Raw genomic sequence first — 19,559 nt, 5'->3', positions numbered from 1 at the left:
ATAATGGAAAAGTTGGAGATAATTCCTTAATACCATAAGTTATACCCTTAGTTCTTCGATTGATTAAATTTATTGAGATAAATCACTATGCAAGCCAATAGGAGGACTGCTGATAAAACCATTATAATTTTATTAGCCATTATAGTTGGAGTATTCTACTATTTTGGAATTATACTCGAAACATTAGCCATTATTTTAGGCAATTTGGCATTAGTTATTGTATTCTCAAGCATCATTAGTTTTTAATAAAAAAAGCGACTCATTTGAGTCGCTTTTAAACCGTTAAACTACTATGAAAATAGGTTTAAATTTGTTTTGGCTAAACTTGATAAAATATCCTTTCATTAAGGGCATTTTAACTTTATCCTAAACAAACTTAGAATTGTTCTTAATCGGTAATTGTTATAGTGCCAGTCATTGACCCATGAAATTCACAATTATAGAATAATGTGCTAGGTGCATCATTAGGAACTGTAAAAGTCACAGTTCCTGATTGAGCTCCATTATTACTTACTCCATTATTATAAGCATTAGCTGTTCCGGTTCCTTGTGTATCATTTATGTAGAATGGATGTCCTGAAGCGTTTACAGTGAAAGTATAAGTTTCACCTCTCACAAGCGTAATATCAGGGTTTGATGAATTAGTTAATCCATTTCCTGAGAATAAGTAAGCACTTGCTCCATCATTAGTCACATCATAATTGATTGCGTTTGCTTCTGATACTACAATGGATGAGAAAGTGATTGGATTGTCTAAGCCATTGGCACCATCAAACTCATAACTACCTACAACTCCATTGTCATTGTGCAACATGATCCAAATAGTTTCACCGTCAGCAACAGTTTCACCATCAGCAAAAGAAATCTCAACATCTGTTGAAGTTCCTGCTTCTAAAGCCACCGGTTCTGAAATGATACCGGGTGCTTCAAATGAGCCTGCTCCATTATCTCTGTGAATCACTACCCAAGATGGCTGACCTACTGTGATACTTTCAACAATTACATTTCCATTAGTTAAAGTTTGATCATTTGCAGTAAATGAGCCAGTTGGTGCTTGAGTAACTATAGATTGAGTTGAAAGTGGGCCATCTAATCCGTTTGCACCATCAAATTCATATTCTCCTATTACACCATTATCATTATGAACCATAACATAGATAGTAGAATTTGCATCCACTGTTTCTGTTAATGTAATCTCAGTATCAGTATTATTTCCTGGCAATAATTGAAGCGGTTCAGAAATAATTTCCGGGACTTGTGGTCCATCTCCAGCAGCATTGCTGGCATGTACTACAACCCAACTTGTTACATCAACTGACAATACTTCAGCAGTAATCGTGTTCCCTTGGATTATTTGATCATTTACTGTAATCAATACAGAAGGATTGCGAACTGTAGTCATTACTGTATTAACAGGACCATCTAATCCGTTTGCACCATCAAATTCATATTCTCCAATTACACCATTGTCAGTATGTACCATTACAAATAAGTTGTCACCTACTGAAACTTCTTCAGTCAATTCTAAAATAACATCTTCATTAGTACCTGGTTCAATTTGAACAGGATTTGAAATGATACCTGGTACAATAGGGTTACCATTTCCATCACCTGCATGTACAACTACCCATGACGTAGCATTGACTGAAATCTCATCAGCTGTAATCGTTTTAGCATCAATTGCTTGTTCAGCTGCAACAAATATATTTGCTTGAGGTGGGGTGGCAGTAAAGGATTCTGTTACAACAGGTCCGTCAAAACCATTTGCACCGTCAAATTCATATTCACCTATAGTACCATTATCTGTGTGAATCATTACATATAAAACATCATCTCCTGCAACTGGCTCAGTTAATGTTATTTCTACATTGCTATTTGAACCTGCTTCCAATTGTACTGGAGTAGAGATAATTTCTGGAACTTGCGGACCATCTCCAGCTTCGTTACTTGCATGTACTACTACCCAAGATGTTGCATCTACTGTCAAATCACTAACAGTTATTGTATTTGCGTCTACAGCTTGGTCTTCAACTGTAATTGAACCAGTAGGTGCAATTGTTTCCATACTTACTACTACTACATCTTCACCAAATACTTCTGGCCCATCACCATTGTCAGGGAATCCATATTCTCCATCCGCTGGACTTTCAATATGTAACATTGGAAATAGCACTTCACCTCCTGCAAACACTGCATCACCTAAATCGATAGAAACATTTTCATTTATTCCAGCTTCTACAAAAGATTGTCCTAGAACCGCACCAGGCGCGCCTTCATTATCCGCATGAATTACGATCCATCCATCAACAGCAGCATTTATTTCATCAATTACTACCGAGTTTTCATTAACTACTTGATTACTTGCAGTTATGGATGCCGCAGAAACTGTGATTGGAGTTACTACAATATTGCCTTCACTGTCTAAAATAGGACCGTCAAATCCATTTGCCCCATCAAATTCATAAATTCCTGCCTCACCAGTGTCAGTATGAAGCATTATCCACAATTGATCTCCATCAGAAAGTTCTACTCCATCAGATAATGCAACCATTAAATTATTTTGCTCTCCAGCTTCCACTAATAATGGCTCTGAGATGATTTCAGGCACTTGTGGCCCATCACCTGATTCATTGCTTGCATGTACTACAATCCAACCATTTTGGTCAAGATTTACATTTTCTATTTTCACCATGTTTTGAGAAAGTGTTTGGTCAGAAACCGTTAACATTCCCATTGGCATTGGTGTGTCAATTGTTAAAGTCAATGGACTAACAACAATAGATTCGTCATCATTCAAAATTGGACCATCCAATCCGTTTGAGCCATCAAATTCATAAACACCCGTTTCTCCATCATCCGTATGTAGCATTACCCAAACTTGATCTCCATCTTCAATATCATCTGGGTTCGTCAATGTAACTTCAACATCATTGTTCATTCCCTCTTCAACTAATAATGGCTCAGATATTATTTCTGGTACTTGTGGACCATCACCAGCTGCATTAGATGCATGTACTACAACCCAACCTGCTTTGTTGAGCGTTACATTATCAACAATTATTGTATTTCCATCCAAAGTTTGATCTGATACAGAAATTGATCCAGTCGGCATTTCTGGGGTCATCTCTTCTTCGGGATCACAAGCCGTAAATACCAAGCTTGATGCTGCTATTGCTAGCAGTGTGCTTTTCATTAAAGCTTTTAAGTTTTGTTTTTTAATTATCATCGTTTTTATGTTTTTGATTTCGAATTGATTTACGCACCTTATTGAAATCCAGATTTCATGAAGTATGAATTTCTTTCAGATTATTATCAAACTACATTTAATATAGCTATTTAAGTTCATGGTTATTAGAATATTATGTTTGATCAAAATGTTTTAAAAATTTAGTAATAAGGGAGAGGCTGTTATTCGAGTTATATTTTATTTATATGTTTATAATTATTTTCAGAACAAATTCTTTTATATATTGACTAGTCAATGTCGTTTAGGTAAGGCCTTCTTCTCATCCAAAGGCTGGCCTGCCTTTGGATGAGAAGAAGGGTGAGGCATAAAAAATGATTAACTAAAGGATATTGTATGACTAGTTATTTTATTAATCCAATTCAATAAGTAAATGCGTAGGTAGATTATGATTAATCTGAAATAAATTTCTATGAATAAAAAATCTAATATAATACTCATCATTTCATCACTGCTGATCTTTATTTATGGTTGTGAATATGAAAGAATTGCACAACCTGAAATCGAGTGTGAATCATTCGAGCTTGTAGTTGAATCAGTTCAAAATACTGCTTGTGCCACTTCTTCAGGTGAAATTGTTGCCAGTGTAAATGGTACTGATCAATACTTATATCGATTAAATGATGGTGATTTTGCTGAAAATAATGTGTTTACAGAATTAGGAGCTGGAAATTATACTGTTCAAGCAATTGATCAAAACACACAATGTGTCAGCGAACCAATTGAAGTAAGCATTGAAAATGAAGATGGCATTCAAATTTCGTTAATTGAAAAAAGTGAATCTGAATGTGGTGACAATACAGGTACTATTTTAATAAGCCAAGAAGATGGAGTTGAGCCTATAGAATATTTAATTAATGGTGCTGAACCTCAAGGTACTCCTGAGTTTACAGGCTTATCAAGTGGTGAATACACTATTTTAGCACGTGATGCTAACGGTTGTGAAGCTGAATTATCAGGTATAGAAATTAGTACCAACATCAGTTTTTCAGATGATGTTAAACCTATAATTGCTACAAATTGCGCAGTGAATGGATGTCATAATGGAACTCAATCACCTAATTTCACTATAGATGAAAATATTATTCAAAATGCTTCAAGAATTAAAAACAGAACAGGAAGCGGAACCATGCCACCAGCTGGCAGACCAGATTTAACAGAAGAGGAAATTCAAGCAATTGCTTGTTGGGTTGATGGTGGGGCTTTAGAAAATTAATATTATGAAAAAAATACTAGTAATTTTAATTGTACAATTTTGGGTATTCAATTTATATGCTCAAGAAGATAGAGAAAAAGTATTTAGAGATACTCGCGTAGTAAACGGACATTCTACTGAAGTTCTGCCAAAGGGTATGATGAAGTTTATCATTTCTCATAGATTTGGTGCTATAAGTTCTGGAGTACAGCAACTCTGGGGTTTGGATAATTCCACAATTAGAATTGGTTTGGATTATGCTTTTACTGATAATATGAATGTCGGATTTGGACGAAGCTCATTGCAAAAGCATTATGATTTTTATTTAAAATATAGATTCCTACAACAAAAGAAGGAGGGGGGAAGTCCAATCTCTTTGGTTTATTATACCAATGCCGCTGTTAGAACAATTCAAACTCCTCAAACTGAAGATTTAAACTTTACCAATAATTTAACTTTCGTACACCAATTGCTGGTAGCGAGAAAATTTAATGAATTTATAAGTTTTCAAATTATGCCGACTTACGTCCACCGTAATTTTGTCTTGGATTTAGAAAGCAATAATGATATTTATAGCATTGGAACTGCAAGTAGAATTCAAGTCACCAAAGTTTTAGCTTTTAACTTGGAGTATTATTTCAATCTGCCTGATCAGTTAGCTAGTCAGTATCAGTCTTCAGCCGGTTTGGGAATTGAATTAGAAACGAAGGGGCATATTTTCCAATTGAATTTTACGAATTCTTTAGGAATGATTGCACCTTTATATGTTGCAGAAACGACAGGAAGAATTGAAAACGGAGATATTCATTTTGGATTCAATATCACAAGGGATTTTAAAATTGGGGCAAGAAAATAAATTTTTCAGATGTATAAATTGAAATATAAATATTGGGGCATATCATCTTTAAGTTTGTTGATTTTGATATTTTCTTTTACTCCTTTGAGTAATCAGGAAATAAAACCTCAGCAAAATCTGGTAGAGGTATTGAAGTCTTTAGGGCAAGAATATCCTGAGCATTATATAGAGAATCCTGATTCGATGGATATTAAAAGAGGATATGATTTAATTCATGTAGGTAAAACTACACCACCTGATGGATTTGCTTCAAATGCGATCAGTAAGTTTTATACCTGCACCAGCTGCCATAATGTAGAAAGAGAAGATCCTGATTTGACTTTGGTTGATCAGGATGCTCGATTGGAATATGCTATGAAAAATGAGCTCCCTTATTTACAAGGCACTACTTTCTGGGGTGCGGTTAATAAGGAGTCATGGTATAATGATGACTACGTCTTGAAGTATGGCAGTTTGGTAGAAAAAGCTTCAGGAAGTTTAAAAGAAAGTATCAATTTATGTGCTACTGTGTGTTCTCAAGGAAGAGAACTTGAAGATTGGGAGATGAAAAGTATTCTCTCATATTTATGGAGCCTTCAAATGAAGGTGGAGGATTTAGATTTGAGTGAAAAAGAAATTGACCATATCAATACCTTAGCAGAATCTGATAATGATAGTGCGATAGCATTTATTAAATCTCATTATTTAACAAAATCGCCTGCAACATTTGCGGATTTACCTGAAAGTAAAGAGAAGGGGTATCCATTTGAAGGTAGACCTCAATACGGAAAGGCTATTTATGAGCTGGGCTGTCAGCATTGCCATCATGCTTATGGCGAAAGTGATTTAGTTTTAGATAATTCAATACTGACTTTTAAGTGGCTTAAAAAACATATGCCAGAGAATAGCAAAAAGTCGATTTACGAAATTATAAGAAATGGATCTTATTCTGAATTAGGCCATAAAGAATATATGCCTAATTATACTTTGGAAAAAATGAGTCATCAGCAAGTGGAAGATTTGCGTGCCTATATTGAATCGAATTTGAAATAAAATACCTCCTATACTTTTTAAGAATTTACCCTTAAAAATCCCTTTCAAAGCGTATATTTGCCAATATGATTTCCAAAAAGTCAAAATACGCCATTAATGCATTAGTCCACTTGGGCAGAAAATACGGAGAAGGGCCCACATTAATAAGTACCATTGCGGAGGAAGAAAACATCCCTCAAAAATTTTTGGAAGCTATACTCCTTGATTTAAAAAATGACGGTATTTTAGGCAGTAAAAAAGGAAAAGGTGGAGGTTATTACCTTCGCAAAGATCCAGAAGAGGTTAATCTAGCTGAAATTTTGAGATTATTTGATGGGGCTATTGCTTTACTTCCTTGTGTTACCTTCAAATTTTATGAAAGATGTGAAGAATGCAAGGATGAAGAGACCTGCTCTATAAGAGAAGCATTTTTAAAAGTTCGTAATGAAACCGTTAAAATTTTTAAAGGACAGACCCTCAAAGGACTACTAGACAGAGAAAAAAAGTTAATAGCTAAGAAGAAGGGGTGAGTTTATAATTTTAATAGATTATTGGTTTCCCACTATTCGTAATTCTAACACTTTATACTTCTATCTTCAATAATACTCCGGTTATAATTTAATAAATGAAGCCAGAACAGATCGTCATCCCTGCGAAGGCAGGGATCTTTTCTTATTAAAACTACGTTTTAATATTTTTTTTTGCTGTAATGGATATTGATTACTCAATTAGTTAGATTGGTAGCCTGCTTTCTTAATATTTTAACCAAAGGTTAAAATCAATAGATCCCTTCCTCCGCAGGGATGACGCACAGATTGAATTGATTAGTTTATAGGTAAGAATTGTTTCATCCAACTTCCCACTTCTAACTTCAAACTTTCCACCCCTTCAAAGGAAACTCAATAGTAAACCTGGTAAATTCAAATTCTTTAGTTTCGACTTTAAGCGTACCCCCAATCTTCTCAACGGCAACCTTAACCAAATACAATCCAAGTCCGTTTCCGATTGATTTTTCCGAACCTCTGAAGAACATTTCAAATATTCTAGGGAGCTGTTTTTCAGGAATCCCCACACCATTATCTTCAATAGAGAGGGAAAAGATGTTTTCTTTTTTAAGGGTACTAAGCTTTATCTCTTGTTGTGGTTTTTTATCATCGGCATAGATCAGCGCATTTTCTAGCAGGTTGAGTAAAATCAACTCTAGCATTTTTTCATCCGTTTTCAATTCATTTTCATTCTTCAAATCAAATTGAAATTTGAATTTAGATTGCTCTACTAACGGACTGATCTTTTCCATTACCTCTTTGAAGATAGTTGGAATATCAATGGCATTATATTCAACTTTGGAGTTATAGATATTATGTACTTGAGTTAGTTTACTCAATAGGATATCCATCTCTTTGGTCGTTTTTTCAATCAAGTCCAAATACTTATCAGTTTTGGCTTCCGGATTTTCAAAGCGAGCTAAAGCTAAAATTCCTTTAATTCTACTGATAGGGCCTTTTAAATCATGCGATGTTTTATAAGTGAATGTATCTAAATCTTTATTGGTTTGCTGTAGTTTTTGAATGGTATCTTTAATCTTTGCCGTTCTTTTTTCCACCCTTGCTTCTAAAGCCTGATTAAGTTCTTGGAGTTTGTTATTGATAGATAAAACCTCCTCTTGTGAGCTTTCTAGCTCTTGATTTTTTTCTAAAATATCATCTCGCTGTTGGCTAATTTCCTCATTCAGATTTGACATTTTAAGCAATTGCTTTTCAATAACCCTTTTCTGCTGCATTACTTCGTAGGTACGGTCAGCCACTATCAGTTTAAGGCGTTTTCTTTGTTGTCGAACTCTATAAGTATAGGCTAACATCAAAAGCCAGATAATAGTGACGATTATGATGCTAAAGAAAAAGTAAGCCCAAGTAGTCTGATACCAAGGAGGTAAAATTACAAATTTGTAAATAGCTGTTTTCCCTTCTGTATCGTATAAATTTTTTGATTTCACTTTAAATTGATACTTACCTGCTGGCAAGTTGGTGTATTCCTTATGGTTCATACTTGACCAAGCTGACCATTCCTTATCAAAACCTTGAAGGTAGATGGAATATTGATTTCTTTCCGGCTGCTCATAAAAAAGCGCACTAAATTCAAATTTTATATTATTATCCGAAAATTTAATTTTAGGAACAGATGCATTAGGTTGATCAATTATTAAGGTTGGAATGCTATCCGAAGACCTAAATTCTTTATATAATCCTTGTGATAATATGGAGTCATTTAGGCTCACTTTCTTTATAAAGGTCTTGAATGGGATATCTAAGTCTACATTCTCTTTCTCATCAAATCGGTATAAACCTTCATTTCCCGCTATCCAAACTATACTATCTTCTAATTGATCCACATAAATGCTAGTGAAATTTTGATTTGGGATAGCTTTTAGAGACCGCTCTATTTTTTCGTAACTACCATCATCCTTTCTTTCAAATTTTATAACCAATTGCCTCTGAGATTCTTCGGTTATGGTCAACCAATAATTACCGTTTTGATCCTGGTCTATATTGTTGATATTCAGCTTTTCATCCGTGATTTTTGAATGGGGAATAAATAGATTGCTGGAATCAGCTTTGGGGTTTTTATTTAGGGTATAAAACCCTTTTGAGGTGGTGAAAAGGATTTCACCTTCAACAGACTTTAAAATATTGATGGCATTAACATCAGGCAAACCATGATTTTGGTTAAAGAACTTCCATTTAGGATTACCATTATTTTCATCAATTAAATAAATACCCTCCGATTTATAGCTGAGCCAATGTTTGGAATCTAAACTTAAAATACTGTTACAAAAACCACTGATTTCTGATATATATTCTTGAGTTTGATCAGAATCAGGTGAATATTGAATTATGCCATTTCTGGCTGTGGTGATAAATAACTTATTATTAGAGAGAAATTCATTAGTTCCTCCAGCAATAGGGATTGTCTTAATATTTTCAGAATTTTTATACTTATAAAGTCCTTTATCTCCTGTGATGATTATAATATCTTTATAGTTAAAAACATTAAAAAGCCTGTCTTTTGGATTATAAGTTAGGTGTATTTTTTTATCTTTATTTAAAGTGAACAATCCATCAAATGAGGGTAGGAAAATTTGATTATTACAATTTAGTATTTTCGTAATTATAGCGTCAAAACCTAAATCTTTACCCCAAAGCATTAAATTTTTTGATGCTTGAATTCTCGTGATTCCTTCTTGATGCAATGCCCAAACCCCATTATGATTATCAGAGTAGATATTGAAGGTAATATTGGTAGGTAAGCCTTTTTCAATATTGATTTTATTAAAGACGGTATCTCCTATATTAAAATTGAAAATGCCTTTATTTAATGTGGAAGCCCAAATGGAATTTTTAACTGAATTACTTTTACTTAGAGAAAGAAATGAATTTCCAAATGGATACTGCTGTTGAGTTTCTATTATTGAATCGTTTCTGAAAATATAGCCTTTGTTTTGGCTTTTCCCAATAATGTATTTTTCATCTGCATCAAATCCATTAACAATATTACTTCTTATTAATGATGGGGTTTTATTGCTTCCGTTTATATTGATTAAGCTATCATTTTTAAGCTTTAATAAAACTTGATTTACATCCTTGATGTATAAATTATTTTGATATATAAATCCTCCAGATCCTCTGTTTAATTTCCAATGCTTAAATCCATCTTGGTTAAATCGGATAAGGTATTTTAAGGTGATGAAATATATATCATTTTTAATACTTAAAATTTGAAAAACAGATCCAATTCTGTCAAGATTTAGTTGGTCACTTAACGATTGAAAATATGTGGTTCCTGTGCTGTCAATATTCAAATATCCAAATTCATCAGTACTTCCTACAAATATTCTTCCATGATAATCTTTATGTATGGCACGCGAAATCTTTCCACCTTTTATCTTAATAAATTGCCATTCCTTTCCATCAAATTGTAGTATCCCATTTAAATTGGAGAAGTATAATAGACCATCATTGGATGAAGCCATATCCCAATTTGATATCCCTGCTTTATAATCTTTAGCCGAATAATGTTGCATCAGGGGGGTGAAATACGATTGACTTTTACCTATTGATGAATTTAAAAACAATAAAAATACAATTGATAGGAAGACAGCCGTCTTTCTGTTTATGAAGGATTTACCATTATGTAGATATTTTTTTTGCAATACGCTGGATAAAATTTCTCTGAAATAGAAATATATAGAATTAAAATTAAAATTTTTAAGTCTTTATGATATATGGGGCTAAAAGTATGATTTTCTATAAATTTATTGAGTTAAAAAAAAACGGTAGAAGTAAATGATATTACTGCTACCGTTTTTAGATAAGTTATAAAAGGATAAGTTATCTTTTTAAATCATGAATTTTCTCTTCATTAAATTTCTCAGGAAATTCCTCGTACCATTTACTTACAGTTTCAGCTCCCAATTTGTCATAAATATAGGATAATTGCTGACTTAATTTTTCTTCCTGTTCATTCTGAAACTTATGTTTTTCGACCTCGCTATCAAAACCTATTATTTTCTCAGAAGCTGGTGTAGGTTCATGGTGTACGAATAAGTTCAGTTTTTCATTGCAGAATTTTTGGTAAATCCTTGTATGCAATATAAAATTATGCCACATCTCATCAATGATCAATAGAGAATTGTCTATAAAAAGTCGAAACCCTTTTTTCTCTTTGATGTTTTCTGAAGCTAACCACAACCATTTTTTGGTTTCTTGTAAAATTTCAGTTGCTTCTTCTCGGTTTACGGTATATCTATCCATAAAACCTTCAATGATAATATTGTCTTCATCACAATCTAAAGCAGACAATAGTGTTTTATTTGTTTTTGTAATTTCTTGAATCATTTTTACCTAAAGTAAAATGGATCAATTAATTGAACAAATAGCTGAACAAATAGGAGAAAGTGATTTCTTTTTAGTTAAGATTTTGTTCAAAAATTGTTCTTTTTCTGTGTTTGCTTTAGAATTGTTTTTTGTAGTAGTAGTGTTCATTTCTTGTACTTTTTGGGGTTATTTTAAATTTTCAGAGCGCAAAGGTAGATTCTCAAAATTACAATACAAGTAAAAGTATAACTATCTGTAATATTGTATTTTAACCGATTAAATAAATCATGGGATAATTAATTATATTATAAATATATACATATAATTATTCGGACGGTTATGAAAATAAAGAAAGGAATAGAGGTAAGAATTATGATAAAATATGACTATTAAATTATCATAATTCTCAGAAGTTTAATTTGATAACAACCGAATTAGCCAAATGTTTTAATTGTATTTATCTAATTAAGTCTTTTTCTTTTTCTTTTTAGCAGCCGGAAATAATATATTGTTTAGGATCAATCGATATCCTGGAGAATTAGGATGCAAATTTAAATCGGTTGGCGGTTCACCTACAAAATGCTGATAATCTTCTGGATCATGTCCGCCATAGAATGTCCAAAAGCCATTACCGAAAATTCCGTGAATGTAACGCGCCTCACTTACGGAAGAGTTTTCACCTAAAATCACCACATCAGGTTTTATCAAGCTCTTTTTATATGCGGTAGTCTGTCCCATAAATCCTTTCACTAGTTTCTCATGATTTTGGGTAAGCATAGTAGGAATAGGATCCCATTTTGCAGAGAACTCAAATAGTGTGAAGAAATCATTCCCTTCTTTCATTCCAGGTCTGTCAATTTGATTTTGATCAATATTGGAATATTCGTATTCTAGCGGATTCATTTCGAGTTTGAAATCCTCGAAAGCTAAAGTTTGCTCATAGTCTAGTTTTTCCTGAGCATTTGGGTCTGCTGGGTCTCCGTCATACATTCTGGCCGCTATATCAACTCCTGCTGCAGCCAATGCAATATCGTAAGTATCCGTGGCAGAACACATAGCAAATAGAAAACCTCCTTTATTCACGAAGCCTCTTATTTTCTGGGTTATAGCAAGTTTAAGTTGCGATACTTTTCTGAAACCATGTTTTTTGGCCATGGCTTCATATTCTTTTTGTTGTTGTATGTACCAAGGTTGGTTGGCATAGCTTCTGTAAAATTTTCCGTATTGTCCAGTGAAATCTTCATGGTGTAAATGCAACCAATCGTAATCAGTCAATCCTTCCGTCATAATTTCATCATCGAAAATCACATCATAAGGAATTTCGGCATACGTCAATACTAGTGTTACTGCATCATCCCAGGGTTGTTTTGATTTTGGAGAATAAACGGCAATTTTCGGGACTTTATCCAATCGCATAGCGTCTTTATTAGAATGATGGACTGGCAATTTCATCCAACATATTATTGGCAACAGCATCTGAAATTATTTCATAAGAAACTCCTCTTATGATTAATTCATTGATGATGGATTGTTTACTTTCAATCAAAAAGCTACCACCTCTATAATTCAATAACCAATCAACAGGTATTTCCTTTTCCAATACCCAAAAGGCTAATCCATAAGCTTTCAAGTGATTGGACTGTTCCTCATCCATAGGGATTAAAATTTGATTGGCTTTCAAACTTTGAGACGAAATGAAAATAGTAAATATAAATAGGAAAAATTTTTGAGTCATATTATATAGGTTCTAAAATTTAGTCACACAAAATATTATTTATGTTTCTGAATATCAATATATTACATAGTTTTTATATGTAGTTGACTAATAGTCACTATTTAATTAAGTTTGATTCTTAAATGTATAACAAAATAATATAAATGGAGTTTCAAATCAAAGTTTCTTACTTTTATGTAATATATCGTGCATAATCACATTAAATTGCTAAAATTTACAAAAAAAATAACTGCTTTTGGATTATCTGGAAAATATTAAAGAAGGCGTAAGGTCGATTAAAGGCAATCGATTGAGAACGATTTTAACTGCTGCAATTATTGCAATTGGTATCACTGCATTGGTGGGCATTCTAACAGCTATTGACGGAATACAAAGTTCTGTAAGTGGGAATTTAGCGGGTTTAGGTGCAAATAATTTTGATATAGAAGCTAGGGGATTGGATGGAAGAAGAAGTACTTCCGAAGGGAAAAAGGAAAAAAGCTATGAGCCGATTGGCTACAAAGAAGCGATTCAATTTAAAGATAAGTATAATTTTGTAGGGGATGTTTCTGTTTATACTAGAATGACAGGCAGTGCCGAGTTAAAGTATAAATCTGAAAAGACTACACCAACTATAGATGTTTATTCTGCAGATGAAAACTACTTAATACAAAAAGCTTATGAAATTGATAAGGGGCGAAATTTTGCTCCTTTAGAAATTCAGAATAATAGTGGGGTTGTTATTTTGGGTGCGAATGTAGTCGATAAATTATTCAAAGAAAATGTCGATCCTATCAATAAAGATATTTCATTTTTTGGCTCTCGTTTTAAGGTTATTGGCGTTTTAAAAGAGCAAGGTGGAATGGGAGGAGGAGGAGCTGATCAATCTGTTTTAATTCCCGTTGGTCTATCTACTTTGTTTGCAAACCGTACTCTACAATATAATATTACGGTTTCAGTTCCTGATCCTATTTTTATGGAACAAGGTATAGCTGAAGCAACAGGAGTTATGCGCGGAATTAGAGGGGATGGCATCGGTCAAGAAAATTCTTTCAATATCCAAAAAAGTGAATCCTTAGCTGAAAGAATGGAGGAAATAGCAGGCTACTTGAGAATTGGAGGTTTTGCAATAGGTGCAATCACACTTTTGGGTGCTTCAATAGGCTTAATGAATATTATGATGGTTTCCGTAACGGAGAGAACAAGAGAAATTGGAATTAGAAAAGCTATTGGTGCGTCCCCTTCAAAAATCCGTTTACAATTTTTATGGGAAGCTATAGTAATTTGTCAATTAGGAGGAATAGCTGGCATAATTTTAGGTATAAGTATTGGGAATGGAATATCCGCATTAGTAGGTGATGGAGGATTCGTAGTGCCTTGGTTGTGGATGATTGTGGGTGTGATAATTTGCTTAATAGTAGGTTTAATGTCTGGTTATTATCCAGCTTATAAAGCCTCAAAACTAGATCCTATCGAATCATTAAGATATGAATGATCGATAAGTAATAGAACCATGAAAAAACATTTATTCCTCATATTATTAATTAGCTTATCCTATTCGCTAATTGGTAAAGACAGCTATTTTAGAGGTTTTTATCAAGGAGAAAATGTATTTGTTAGAAATCCTTATTTAGGGCAAGATTCTGGTTTTTGTATCGAGAAAATATATTTGAATGGTAAATTAGTGGTTGAAAGCCCCACTGTTTCGGCTTATGAGGTTGATTTACAAAATCTCGAACCAGAAACGAGAGTTGTGATTCGAATAGTTCATCATGATGACTGTCAACCAGAGCTCATAAATCCGGAAGTAATTCAAGGTGATTTGAAATTTAGCTGGCTAAAAGTCTATGTAGATGAGAATCAGATGATTTGGATTACCACCAAGGAATCTAAAGATGGATTTTATATAGTGGAAAAAGATACTGAGGATGGATGGTTTCCTCTTGATACTGTAAAAACTAAAGGTGGAATTTTTATTAATCAGCACAGTATTGAACTGGATCATATTAAAGGAGATAATTTATATAGAGTGCAATACCATGAACCTGATATGGAGGTCAAACTTTCAGAAAGTTTTAATTTCCATTCAGATAAATCGGAAATAAGCCATGCTATTAATGAAGATAATTGGATTATTGAATTTACAGAAGAGGTTAGTTATTTGCTCTATAATAATAACAGTAGAATAATTAAAAGAGGAAAAGGTGTTTCCTGTGATATTCGAAAACTACCAAGAGGCCGATATTTAATCAAATATGATGGTAAGGAAGTCTATTTTGAAAAAAAGTAATGATTCATTCTTTATTTACAATCATATAAAAGGCACGACCTAGGAGGCTCCTAGCTAGGAAGTGCATTACAAAGGAATTAGATATCGGAGAACGTTCAAATGCTAGCCCTAGCCTAGATTGGTCCAAGTGGACGCTTGGACCAGAGCAAAATTGAACCTAATTGCACTAGCGAAAGCGTCCGCTTGTGCTTAGAGCTAGAAGTGAGCTTCCCAGCTCGTGTTTCCTAATTCTCACTCCATTTATATTTTAAAATATATTGCGTAATCTCCTTTAAAGACTAATTTTCCTAGATTTTAATTCTCTATTTCTTAGATAAATTCAAATATAATTCTAACAAACGCTTGTAAGTTAAATTTAAGTTTTGCAAATTACTCTGCATACAGCATAAATTAAAACCAAAACTAATCACTATGGAAATGAGAAAAATTTTAACAGTATTTATTGCTTCAGCTCTTTTATGGTCTTGTAGGCAAGATAATGAAGATTTAAGCCTAATTGATGAAAATATTCAACCAGAGCAAGAGATTGATATAGTCCCGAAATCAGAGATTGATGCCATTATTAAAAGCGCATTAGAAAAGAAGAGTGAATTCAACTGGTCAGAACTCAATGATGTGCAACTATGGAGTGCTTTAGTACATTCTGACAGTATTCTGACAGTTGGTTATTTAGCCAAAGGTGAGCAAAATATCAATGAACGAATGACCTCAATTAATGTGCAAAATCCTAATTGGATAAGTTCAAGAACAGATATTATAGAAGAGACTCGTTCAGTACTTGAAAGAAAAAGACAAATAGAAATTACAGATACGGAATTACCTAATTTCTCCCATGAAGTATTGCCTTTCATAGAAATGAGGGTTTATGATTTAGAAGTAATTAGCAGATTGCGATCTCTAGATAATGTTCGATATATTGAACCTCTAGGCTATCAAGTAGAGTTCCAGAAATATGGAGAAGGCGAAAGATATAGCGATTCAGGGTGTTCTAATGATCCTAACTATAATTTATCAGGTCTTTATACTGATATTGCACCTGGCTCAAAAATGTCATGGAATTATCCACAAATGGGAATTGACCAAGCTTGGAATTACAGTACTGGTGCTGGAATTACAATTGGTATGATTGACACTGGCTTATCACCTGATCAAGATAATTTAGGAAGTCAATTCAATTCTGGATACTCTCAAAACAGAACAGTTGAACGAAAAGGAACTTACCAAACCGGATCTTGGTGGTGGAAAAAATATGACGGACCGGATGATAAATGCGGTCATGGAACATCAATGGCTGGTGTTGCTACTGCTCCAAGAAGCAATAATGGTTCAGCTGTTGGTGTCGCTTATAATGCTAACTTAGTAGGTGTAAGAGGTACAAGTGACGTGATAGTAAATGGCGGTAATGAAAAAGATGGAGTTACAGAAGCTTTAGTATATCTTGGTAATCGTTCTGATGTTAAAATCATCAGTATGTCGATAGGAGATGTTTTTAATAATTCTAAAGTAGCGGATGGCATACGTTACGCTTATGGCAGAGGTAAATTGATTTTTGCTGCTGCTGGAACTTCCACTAGCTGGACTAATTGGTATGGTGTTATTTTCCCAGCTAATATGAATGAGACGGTTGCTGTAACGGGAGTAAAAGAAGGGCAATATCAAAGATGTAACACTTGTCACTCTGGAAGCAAAGTTGATTTTACTGTTGTGATGGAAAAAGCTGGTTCCGATGCGCATCCACTTTCAGTAGCCATGAATGGAAATCAGCCTTCAACAGTAGGTGGATCTTCAGTAGCTACCGCTACTACAGCAGGAATCGCAGCTTTGGTTTGGTCTAAGAATCCTTCTTGGAATAGAGATCAAGTATTGCAAAAGCTTAGAGAATCATCCGATTTTTATCCAAACAGAAATTCAGATTTCGGATACGGAAACTTAAATGCACTGACTGCGGTGCAATAAAATATTTTAAATGCTGTATGGTAAAAAGCTGTTTTATTTGATATAGGACAGCTTTTTTTTATTTTAATAACTTACAATATATGATAGCGTAAGTGTCCACTTGTGCTTTATTTCTATCGTATAATTCAATCCCTCATTCTCTACACTTCATCCTACTAATACTACACTTCAGTCAACTTTAATTTATAAAAATAGAAAACTAACCCACATTTGGTGCATAGATCAGCAATCATTAGCACCATGAAAAATATAATTATCATATTAATATTAATCTCAAGTGTTCGAGCAGAAGCACAAAATCTTATCACAGGCTTTATCACCTCCAATAAAGGGGACAGTTTGCCAGGTGTGAGTATCTATATTAAAAACACCTATGATGGAACCTCAACTAATGCAAAGGGCTTCTTCTCATTTAAAACTTCAGCAACAGGCAGTCAATTCTTAGTTGCTCAATCAGTGGGCTATAAGAATCAGGAATTGCCTATTGATTTGAATGCTAGTCCAATTGAAATCGAAATTCAACTTAAGGAAGCTATTGATCAATTAAACGCTGTAACCATTACGGCAGGAGCCATGGAAGCTTCGGATGAAAACAAAGCAGTAGTACTTAAACCATTGGATATTGTGACTACGCCAAGCGCTATGGGAGATATTATTGGTGCTTTTCAAACTCTGCCTGGAACTTCTACAGTTGGGAATGATGGGCGTTTGTTTGTAAGAGGAGGGGATGCCTCTGAAACAGCCATTTTTATTGATGGACTTCAGGTTGGAAATGCCTTTGGCACTACAGCTTCAAATGTTCCGACTCGCACAAGATTTAGCCCAAATCTTTTTAAAGGTTCTTTTTTTAGCACGGGCGGTTACTCAGCAGAATATGGGCAAGCTCTTTCATCAGCCTTGGCCTTAAATACAGTAGATATTCCTCTTCGAAGTCAAGGAGATATAAGCATTATGTCTTTGGGTGGAGGATATACCCAAACCCTAGTGGGCAAAAATAATAGTCTGACTGCCTCTGCTAATTATTTTGATCTTGCTCCTTATCAGTCACTGATTAAACAAGATTTCAATTGGGAACGAAGCCCATACGGCTGGGATGTTTCGCTTGCAGCTAATCAAAAAGTAGGTAATGGCGGAATTTTAAAAGCATATTTCCAAAAGGAATCAAATGGATTTAAATTATGGCAACAGCAGCCTGGGGAAATAGGGAAAGGAAATTTAATTGGTATTAAAAATGATTATACCTACACACAAAGCAACATCAAATTAATCGGGAAAAACAATTGGAGTTATACTGGTGGAATTTCTTATTCTGAAAACATAGATCAATTTGATTTAGATAGTCAAAATGTTAGACAACAAAATAGATTGATCCATGCAAAAGGGGTTGCGATCAAAGATTTTTCAGATGCCATTTCTCTAAAAATGGGAATAGAGAGCACTTGGTCAGCATATGAAGAAACTTTAGTAAATGAAGGTTTAAGCAGAGATTTTCTTGATCAACGTTATAACTTATTTCTTGAGTCAGATTATTATTTGAGCAATCAACTGATTTTCAGAGGTGGATTAAGATCTGGCTATAGTGTTTTAAGTGATGAGTTCTGGGTAGATCCCAGAGCTTCTGTTTCCTACAAATTTGAGCATGAAGGTCAAATGTCTTTTGCTTACGGTACTTTTAGTCAGCTCCCACTTGAAAAGTTCAGAGTGAACAATAATAGCTTAGGAAATACAGAAGCAGAACATTTCATTCTAAATTATTTCATTTCCAAAAATGGTAGGACTTTCCGTGCTGAAGCTTTCCACAAATCTTATGACAACTTAATTACTTTTAATGGATCAAATCTTGCGCCTGAAGATATCTCGCTTAGCGGAAGCGGCTATGCAAAAGGGATGGATTTCTTTTATCGTGACCGAAAATCCATTAAAGAAACCGATTTTTGGGTAACCTATAGTTTTGTAGACTCTAAAAGAAGATTTGATTCATTTGAATCTAAAGTGCAGCCAAGTTTTGCTCCTAAGCACAATGCATCCATAGTAGCAAAGCATTATGTATCTGCTTTACAATCTCAGATAGGAATGTCCTTTAGTTTTAATGATGGATATGCCTATACCAACCCGAATTTAGCAGGAGAGCAATACGCCAAAACCAAAAGCTTTCAGAATTTGAGCTTAAGCTGGAGCTATTTACCAAAGCCTAATCTTATTATTCATTTAGCATGCAGCAATGTGTTGGGTAGAGATAATATTTTTGGCTATCAATACGCGCCTGAAACCAATGAGACTGGATTAGTTCCAGGAATGCCCATTACGCAAGGAGCGCCCCGATTCTTATTTATGGGGATTTTCTTAACCCTTTCAAAAGACAAAACAGCAAATCAATTAAACAATTTATAAATCTGAAAATTATGAAATCGAGCATCTCAAA

12 protein-coding genes and 1 pseudogene are annotated in these 19,559 nt (G+C 34.0%); 9 read left to right on the top strand and 4 right to left on the bottom strand.

The window, feature by feature from the left end; translation table 11 throughout:
• The first annotated feature begins 87 nt into the window (after window positions 1–87).
• Window positions 88–246 (top strand): DUF2892 domain-containing protein, encoded by a 159-nt coding sequence (locus QYS49_RS15120; protein WP_308348460.1) that lies wholly within the window; start codon window positions 88–90, stop codon window positions 244–246.
• Window positions 247–388: 142 nt separating this feature from the next.
• Here the strand turns inward: QYS49_RS15120 and QYS49_RS15115 are convergent, their stop codons facing one another.
• Window positions 389–3,226, bottom strand: coding sequence for a cupredoxin domain-containing protein (locus QYS49_RS15115; protein ID WP_308348458.1), 2,838 nt, complete (start codon window positions 3,224–3,226; stop codon window positions 389–391).
• Between the two features lie 430 nt (window positions 3,227–3,656).
• Here QYS49_RS15115 and QYS49_RS15110 point away from each other — a divergent pair, with 430 nt between their 5' ends.
• The 4 genes from QYS49_RS15110 (at window position 3,657) to QYS49_RS15095 (ending at window position 6,836) form a co-directional block, all read left to right on the top strand.
• Entirely contained in the window at window positions 3,657–4,460 is an 804-nt protein-coding gene (locus QYS49_RS15110; RefSeq protein WP_308348456.1) for a cytochrome c, read from the top strand.
• A 4-nt stretch (window positions 4,461–4,464) separates the two neighbouring features.
• On the top strand, window positions 4,465–5,295 hold the full coding sequence (locus tag QYS49_RS15105) for a DUF5777 family beta-barrel protein (RefSeq protein WP_308348454.1): 831 nt from the start codon (window positions 4,465–4,467) through the stop codon (window positions 5,293–5,295).
• Between the two features lie 9 nt (window positions 5,296–5,304).
• Window positions 5,305–6,327: a c-type cytochrome gene (locus QYS49_RS15100; RefSeq protein ID WP_308348453.1), complete on the top strand. Its 1,023-nt coding sequence runs from the start codon at window positions 5,305–5,307 to the stop codon at window positions 6,325–6,327.
• A 65-nt stretch (window positions 6,328–6,392) separates the two neighbouring features.
• Complete coding sequence (locus QYS49_RS15095; protein WP_308348451.1) at window positions 6,393–6,836, top strand: RrF2 family transcriptional regulator; 444 nt, start codon at window positions 6,393–6,395, stop codon at window positions 6,834–6,836.
• A gap of 341 nt (window positions 6,837–7,177) precedes the next feature.
• Here the strand turns inward: QYS49_RS15095 and QYS49_RS15090 are convergent, their stop codons facing one another.
• The 3 genes and pseudogenes from QYS49_RS15090 to QYS49_RS15080 all read right to left on the bottom strand — a co-directional run bounded on the left by QYS49_RS15090 (window position 7,178) and on the right by QYS49_RS15080 (window position 12,912).
• Window positions 7,178–10,384: a sensor histidine kinase gene (locus QYS49_RS15090; protein WP_308348448.1), complete on the bottom strand. Its 3,207-nt coding sequence runs from the start codon at window positions 10,382–10,384 to the stop codon at window positions 7,178–7,180.
• Between the two features lie 307 nt (window positions 10,385–10,691).
• Window positions 10,692–11,198 (bottom strand): UCP032817 domain-containing protein, encoded by a 507-nt coding sequence (locus tag QYS49_RS15085; protein ID WP_308348447.1) that lies wholly within the window; start codon window positions 11,196–11,198, stop codon window positions 10,692–10,694.
• Window positions 11,199–11,642: 444 nt separating this feature from the next.
• Window positions 11,643–12,912: pseudogene (locus QYS49_RS15080) on the bottom strand (asparagine synthetase B).
• 235 nt (window positions 12,913–13,147) lie between these two features.
• On the opposite strand from QYS49_RS15080, the gene QYS49_RS15075 reads away from it, so the two are divergent.
• The 4 genes from QYS49_RS15075 to QYS49_RS15060 all read left to right on the top strand — a co-directional run bounded on the left by QYS49_RS15075 (window position 13,148) and on the right by QYS49_RS15060 (window position 19,528).
• On the top strand, window positions 13,148–14,386 hold the full coding sequence (locus tag QYS49_RS15075; protein ID WP_308348446.1) for an ABC transporter permease: 1,239 nt from the start codon (window positions 13,148–13,150) through the stop codon (window positions 14,384–14,386).
• Window positions 14,387–14,404: 18 nt separating this feature from the next.
• Complete coding sequence (locus QYS49_RS15070) at window positions 14,405–15,181, top strand: hypothetical protein (protein WP_308348445.1); 777 nt, start codon at window positions 14,405–14,407, stop codon at window positions 15,179–15,181.
• A gap of 417 nt (window positions 15,182–15,598) precedes the next feature.
• Window positions 15,599–17,137 (top strand): S8 family peptidase, encoded by a 1,539-nt coding sequence (locus tag QYS49_RS15065; protein WP_308348444.1) that lies wholly within the window; start codon window positions 15,599–15,601, stop codon window positions 17,135–17,137.
• A gap of 240 nt (window positions 17,138–17,377) precedes the next feature.
• The gene (locus QYS49_RS15060) at window positions 17,378–19,528 is read left to right on the top strand and encodes a TonB-dependent receptor (RefSeq protein WP_308348442.1); all 2,151 of its coding nucleotides are present in this window, start codon (window positions 17,378–17,380) and stop codon (window positions 19,526–19,528) included.
• Window positions 19,529–19,559 lie beyond the last annotated feature (31 nt).

Origin of the sequence: Marivirga salinae (assembly GCF_030503855.1) — a bacterium.
GTDB lineage: Bacteria > Bacteroidota > Bacteroidia > Cytophagales > Cyclobacteriaceae > Marivirga > Marivirga salinarum.
The sequence above is the reverse complement of the archived record's forward strand: the minus strand, read 5'-3'. Positions and strand labels throughout refer to the sequence as shown.

Excerpts from the sequence above, each read along its gene's own strand:
- QYS49_RS15100 (WP_308348453.1), top strand. The coding sequence starts at position 5,305 with ATGTATAAATTGAAATATAAATATTGGGGCATATCATCTTTAAGTTTG.
- QYS49_RS15105 (WP_308348454.1), top strand. The coding sequence starts at position 4,465 with ATGAAAAAAATACTAGTAATTTTAATTGTACAATTTTGGGTATTCAAT.
- QYS49_RS15110 (WP_308348456.1), top strand. The coding sequence starts at position 3,657 with ATGAATAAAAAATCTAATATAATACTCATCATTTCATCACTGCTGATC.
- QYS49_RS15115 (WP_308348458.1), bottom strand. The coding sequence starts at position 3,226 with ATGATAATTAAAAAACAAAACTTAAAAGCTTTAATGAAAAGCACACTG.
- QYS49_RS15095 (WP_308348451.1), top strand. The coding sequence starts at position 6,393 with ATGATTTCCAAAAAGTCAAAATACGCCATTAATGCATTAGTCCACTTG.
- QYS49_RS15060 (WP_308348442.1), top strand. The coding sequence starts at position 17,378 with ATGAAAAATATAATTATCATATTAATATTAATCTCAAGTGTTCGAGCA.
- QYS49_RS15090 (WP_308348448.1), bottom strand. The coding sequence starts at position 10,384 with ATGCAACATTATTCGGCTAAAGATTATAAAGCAGGGATATCAAATTGG.
- QYS49_RS15070 (WP_308348445.1), top strand. The coding sequence starts at position 14,405 with ATGAAAAAACATTTATTCCTCATATTATTAATTAGCTTATCCTATTCG.
- QYS49_RS15085 (WP_308348447.1), bottom strand. The coding sequence starts at position 11,198 with ATGATTCAAGAAATTACAAAAACAAATAAAACACTATTGTCTGCTTTA.
- QYS49_RS15065 (WP_308348444.1), top strand. The coding sequence starts at position 15,599 with ATGAGAAAAATTTTAACAGTATTTATTGCTTCAGCTCTTTTATGGTCT.
- QYS49_RS15120 (WP_308348460.1), top strand. The coding sequence starts at position 88 with ATGCAAGCCAATAGGAGGACTGCTGATAAAACCATTATAATTTTATTA.